Origin of the sequence: Gordonia effusa NBRC 100432 (assembly GCF_000241305.1) — a bacterium.
GTDB classification, from domain to species: Bacteria; Actinomycetota; Actinomycetes; order Mycobacteriales; family Mycobacteriaceae; genus Gordonia; species Gordonia effusa.
In genome coordinates, this window is sequence record NZ_BAEH01000099.1 from 1 (window position 1) to 1,414 (window position 1,414).

At 54.2% G+C, this 1,414-nt stretch carries 1 protein-coding gene and 1 rRNA gene; one reads left to right on the forward strand and one right to left on the reverse strand.

Features of this window, described 5'->3' with window-relative positions; all coding sequences use genetic code 11:
* Nucleotides 1-1,210, reverse strand: a 16S ribosomal RNA gene (locus GOEFS_RS17690); the annotation flags it as partial.
* On the opposite strand from GOEFS_RS17690, the gene GOEFS_RS23675 reads away from it, so the two are divergent.
* A partial coding sequence (locus tag GOEFS_RS23675) for a hypothetical protein (RefSeq protein WP_211600675.1) occupies nt 1,206-1,414 on the forward strand: 209 nt, incomplete at its 3' end. The genes GOEFS_RS17690 and GOEFS_RS23675 overlap by 5 nt on opposite strands.

The window sequence follows — 1,414 nt, forward strand, 5'->3', positions numbered from 1 at the left end:
AGCATGTGTGAAGCCCTGGACATAAGGGGCATGATGACTTGACGTCGTCCCCACCTTCCTCCGAGTTGACCCCGGCAGTCTCCTGCAAGTCCCCGGCATAACCCGCTGGCAATACAGGACAAGGGTTGCGCTCGTTGCGGGACTTAACCCAACATCTCACGACACGAGCTGACGACAGCCATGCACCACCTGTACACCAACCACAAGGGAAACGATATCTCTACCGTCATCTGGTGTATGTCAAACCCAGGTAAGGTTCTTCGCGTTGCATCGAATTAATCCACATGCTCCGCCGCTTGTGCGGGCCCCCGTCAATTCCTTTGAGTTTTAGCCTTGCGGCCGTACTCCCCAGGCGGGGTACTTAATGCGTTAGCTACGGCACAGATCCCGTGAAAAGGAACCCACACCTAGTACCCACCGTTTACGGCGTGGACTACCAGGGTATCTAATCCTGTTCGCTACCCACGCTTTCGCTCCTCAGCGTCAGTTACTACCCAGAGACCCGCCTTCGCCACCGGTGTTCCTCCTGATATCTGCGCATTTCACCGCTACACCAGGAATTCCAGTCTCCCCTGTAGTACTCAAGTCTGCCCGTATCGCCTGCACGCCTACAGTTAAGCTGCAGAATTTCACAGACGACGCGACAAACCGCCTACGAGCTCTTTACGCCCAGTAATTCCGGACAACGCTCGCACCCTACGTATTACCGCGGCTGCTGGCACGTAGTTGGCCGGTGCTTCTTCTCCAGGTACCGTCACTCACGCTTCGTCCCTGGCGAAAGAGGTTTACAACCCGAAGGCCGTCATCCCTCACGCGGCGTCGCTGCATCAGGCTTGCGCCCATTGTGCAATATTCCCCACTGCTGCCTCCCGTAGGAGTCTGGGCCGTGTCTCAGTCCCAGTGTGGCCGATCACCCTCTCAGGTCGGCTACCCGTCGTCGCCTTGGTAGGCCATTACCCCACCAACAAGCTGATAGGCCGCGGGCCCATCCCACACCGCAAAAGCTTTCCACCACAGAACATGCATCCCATGGTCATATCCGGTATTAGACCCAGTTTCCCAGGCTTATCCCAAAGTGCAGGGCAGATCACCCACGTGTTACTCACCCGTTCGCCACTCGAGTACCCCCGAAGGGGCCTTTCCGTTCGACTTGCATGTGTTAAGCACGCCGCCAGCGTTCGTCCTGAGCCAGGATCAAACTCTCCATGAAAAAACATCAAAACCCAAACAGGATTTCAAAAAAACATTCAGAAGAGAAAAAACCCCAACCAAATCCAAAAACTAGCATCCAAAAAAATCTTCAAAAAAACTCTTCAGACACCACAAAAACAGCACCCCACAAAACAATGAGGCACCAAAAAATGGCATCAAACAATCCATCACACACTATCGAGTTCTCAAAGAACACACACCC